This window comes from Micromonospora globispora, from assembly GCF_003857015.1.
Lineage (GTDB): Bacteria > Actinomycetota > Actinomycetes > Mycobacteriales > Micromonosporaceae > Micromonospora > Micromonospora globispora.
On record NZ_QGGF01000549.1, the window covers coordinates 1 to 3,317 of the forward strand.

At 71.8% G+C, this 3,317-nt stretch carries 3 protein-coding genes and 1 pseudogene; 2 read left to right on the plus strand and 2 right to left on the minus strand.

Annotated features, from left to right (window positions below; translation table 11 throughout):
* On the plus strand, nt 1-180 hold a 180-nt coding region (locus DKL51_RS35295), incomplete at its 5' end, for a YnfA family protein (protein ID WP_185734946.1).
* 107 nt (nt 181-287) lie between these two features.
* Here DKL51_RS35295 and DKL51_RS36755 read toward each other — a convergent pair.
* Nucleotides 288-584, minus strand: a pseudogene (locus DKL51_RS36755) (low temperature requirement protein A); the annotation flags it as partial.
* Nucleotides 585-614: 30 nt separating this feature from the next.
* Nucleotides 615-2,021 (minus strand): KamA family radical SAM protein, encoded by a 1,407-nt coding sequence (locus DKL51_RS28560; protein WP_109966105.1) that lies wholly within the window; start codon nt 2,019-2,021, stop codon nt 615-617.
* Between the two features lie 144 nt (nt 2,022-2,165).
* On the opposite strand from DKL51_RS28560, the gene kdd reads away from it, so the two are divergent.
* Nucleotides 2,166-3,227, plus strand: a complete 1,062-nt coding sequence (kdd, locus tag DKL51_RS28565; protein WP_124812740.1) for an L-erythro-3,5-diaminohexanoate dehydrogenase — start codon at nt 2,166-2,168, stop codon at nt 3,225-3,227.
* The last annotated feature ends 90 nt before the right edge of the window (nt 3,228-3,317 follow it).

Sequence of the window (3,317 nt, forward strand, 5' to 3'; positions counted from 1 at the left end):
TTCCAGCCGGACCCGCACTTCGGGCGGATCCTGGCCGCGTACGGGGGTATCTTCGTCGCCGGGTCGTTGGTCTGGGGCGTACTGGTGGACGGGTTCCGCCCGGACCGCTGGGACGTGGTGGGCGCGGCGATCTGCCTGCTGGGGGTCGCGGTCATCATGTACGCGCCGCGGGGCGGCTGACGGCTACGTCGACGCTGCGGGGTGCGCGCCCGGGGACCGACCAGCAGCATGGCGACGAGCACGGCGATGACCGCGGCGAGCTGGGCGCCGGCGACCGTCCAGATGCCGAGAGGCACGGTGGCGAGCACCGCGACGGCGCCGGCGGGCCGGCTCGACAGTAGGCCGAGGCGCAGCGCTAGCCGGCCGGCGCTGGCGCCGGCGAGGTAGAGGGCGACGCCGCCGGCGAGGGCGAGCGCGGCGGGGGCGCCGGCGGATGCGTCCGGGTGGCCGACGGCGGCGTGGATGCCGGTGGCGGTGGTGATGACGCCGAGCAGCAGCAGGTAGTGCGGCAGGACGAAGGTGCGGGCGGCGAGGTGGGTGCGCTCGCCGTGTCGTGGGGGAAACGCGTCGCCCGGCACTCCCATCAGGGGTGCCGGGCGACGGGCGCTGCCGGGTCAGTCGTTGCGGTGGGCGTGCCACCACTGCTGGCCGGACTCGGGCAGGGTGTCGATCGGGTCGTAGTAGGCGTAGCGCTTGTTGAGCGCTTCGAGGTCGGCCGACTCGATCGAGGTGCGGTAGTTCTTGGTCCAGTAGGAGATGCCGCGTTCGCGGTCGTACTCGGTGAGCATGTGCACCCAGCGCTTGCCGACGAAGGGGACGTCGCACACGATCCGCGGGGTGGCGTAGCCGGGCAGGTAGCCCATGATGTCGTGCTGGAGCTGCTGGGCGTGCCAGACGGGGACCCGCCAGTGCTCGGCGTTGGGGATCATGTCGCACATGTAGAAGTAGTACGGCAGGATGCCCGCTTCGCCCTGTAGCGCGAAGCAGAGGTCGAGCAGGTCGGGGGTGGTGGCGTTGACGCCGCGCATGAGTACGCCCTGGTTGCGGACGTCGCGGACGCCGACGTCGAGGGCGGTCTGGGCGGCCTTGGCGACCAGCGGGGTGAGCGACTGGGCGTGGTTGACGTGGGTGTGGATGGCGAGGTTGACGCCGCGCTGGGAGGCGGTGCGGGCGACCCGCTCCAGGCCCTCGACGACGTCGGGCTGCAGCCAGTGCTGGGGCAGGCCCATGAGGGCCTTGGTGGCGAGCCGGATGTCGCGGACGGTTTCGAGTTCGAGCAGCCGCATCAGGTACGACTCGAGGTTCTTCCACGGGACGTTGGCCACGTCGCCGCCGGAGACGACGACGTCACGGACGCCGGGGTGGGCCTTGAGGTAGCTGATGTGGGCGTCGTACCGGTCGACGGGCTTGAGGGTGAGCTTGAGCTTGTCGACGGCGGGGGTGGAGTTGCCGACGAGGTCCATCCGGGTGCAGTGGCCGCAGTACTGGGGGCAGGTGGAGAGGAGCTCGGCGAGGACCTTGGTGGGGTAGCGGTGGGTGAGGCCCTCGGCGACCCACATGTCGTGCTCGTGGAGCGAGTCGCGGCTGGCGTAGGGGTGGGACGGCCAGTCGGTGCGCCGGTCGGAGGCGACGGGGATCATGTAGCGCCGGATCGGGTCGGCGAGGAACGCCTCGGTGGTCATCGGCGCGAACGGCACCATGGTGTTCATCATCTGCGGCGGGACCAGCATCGACATGGTGGCCAGGGCCTTCTGGTCGGCCTCGAGGTCGGCGTAGAAGGTCTCGTCGACGAGGTCGCCGAGGACGGTGCGCAGCTGCTTGATGTTCTTGACGCAGTTGACCCGCTGCCACTGGGCGTTCTCCCACTGTTCGCGGGTGACGTGGCGCCAGCCGGGGAAGCGGGTCCAGTCGGGTTCGACCAGGGGGCTGCGGCGGTATTCGTACGGCTGCCCGGCGGTCGGCACGGCGACCGGGGCGTGACGGGGCTGAGGGATGGTCTCAACCGGTTGGGTCTGGGTCACGGCCCCTCCTGACATGTGGTGCGGGTGATCAGCAGCCCCGAAGGCTACTGGAAAATATCCGGTGAAGAAATTAGTCTGCCGGAAGTTTTCCCGCGACGCGAGTCCTAGCCAGGGCTTCGGGCGGCTGGACAGGGGGAGGTCGGCGTGACGTCACCGGTGGGTCTGCACCGCGTCGTGGAACCGGCGGGGGTGCTGCCGCAGGCGGCCTGGCGGCTGGACGCCGACCCGCGGATCGCGTCGAACGAGGTGCGCATCCGGGTCGAGCGGCTGAACCTGGACGCGGCGAGCTTCCGGCAGCTGTCGGAGAAGCACGGCGGCGACGGGGAGAAGGTCCGCGCCGAGGTGCTGGAGATCATCTCCACCCGGGGCAAGATGCAGAACCCGGTGACCGGGTCGGGCGGCATGCTGATCGGCACCGTGGAGGAGGCCGGGAAGCGGTCCCCGCTGGGGCTGAAGGCGGGCGACCGGGTGGCCACCCTGGTGTCGCTGACCCTGACCCCGCTGACCATCCTCGACGACCTGGCCCGCTGGGACGGGCGCAGTGAGCAGGTGCCCTGCGACGGGTATGCGATCCTGTTCGCCCGGTCGATCGCGGCGGTGCTGCCGGCGGACCTGCACCCGGAGCTGTCCCTGGCGGTGCTGGACGTGTGCGGCGCGCCGGCGCTGACCGCCCGAGTGGTGTCCCGGTACGTCGAGGACCGCCGGCGCGCGGGTGACCCCCGGCCGGTGAGCGTGGCGGTGATCGGCGGCGCCGGCAAGAGCGGGTCGCTGTCGCTGGCGGCGGCGCGGCGGGCGGGCGCCGACCGTACGGTCGGGGTGGTGCCGGTGGCGGCGGAGCGGGACGCGCTGGAGTCCGCCGGGCTGGCGTCGGTGGTGGCGTTGGCCGACGCCCGGAACCCGGTGGCGCTGTCCACGGCGGTGACCAGCGCGCTGGGCACCCCGGCGGACGTGACGGTGGTGTGCGTGGACGTGCCGGGGTGTGAGCACGGGGCGATCCTGGCCACCGAGGACGGCGGCACCGTGATCTTCTTCTCGATGGCGACGAGCTTCGCGGCGGCGGCGCTGGGCGCGGAGGGCCTGGCGGCGGACGTGACGATGCTGGTCGGCAACGGGTACGCGCCGGGTCACGCGGAGCTGGCGTTGGAGCTGCTGCGCTCGGAGCCGGGGGTGCGTCGTCTGTTCGAGTCCCGGTTGGCGGCAGACTGAGAGCCATGACGAACCCCTCGACGTTGTACCGCGGTGGTGTGCTGCACTGCCCGTCCGATCCGAGCGCGACGGCGCTGCTGGTGGCAGGCT